Origin of the sequence: Streptomyces sp. SID3212 (assembly GCF_009865405.1) — a bacterium.
Taxonomy (GTDB): domain Bacteria; phylum Actinomycetota; class Actinomycetes; order Streptomycetales; family Streptomycetaceae; genus Streptomyces.
Genome location: NZ_WWJY01000672.1, coordinates 1 through 223, shown reverse-complemented (window position 1 = coordinate 223; position 223 = coordinate 1). Strand labels below are relative to the sequence as shown.

The 223-nt window shown below is 74.9% G+C and carries 1 pseudogene; it reads right to left on the bottom strand.

What is annotated here, in order from left to right:
* Positions 1-223: pseudogene (locus tag GT042_RS20165) on the bottom strand (ADP-ribosylglycohydrolase family protein); the annotation flags it as partial.

Here is a 223-nt window from a genome sequence, read left to right as displayed (position 1 = left end):
GTGAGGGCGAGGGCGACCGGGACGGTCTCGGCGGCGGCGATGCCGTAGCTGTAGACGTGGTCGACGATCTGATGCTCCAGCAGGGGGACGAGGGCGAAGGCGCCGGCCTCCTCGTCGGCGTCCTCGCCGGCGAACGACTGGGCGAGTTTGACGGCGTGCCGGGCGTTGCGGCCGATCTCGGTGGCGCCGGGGAGCTGGGCGAGCGCGGCGCCGACGGCGGCCT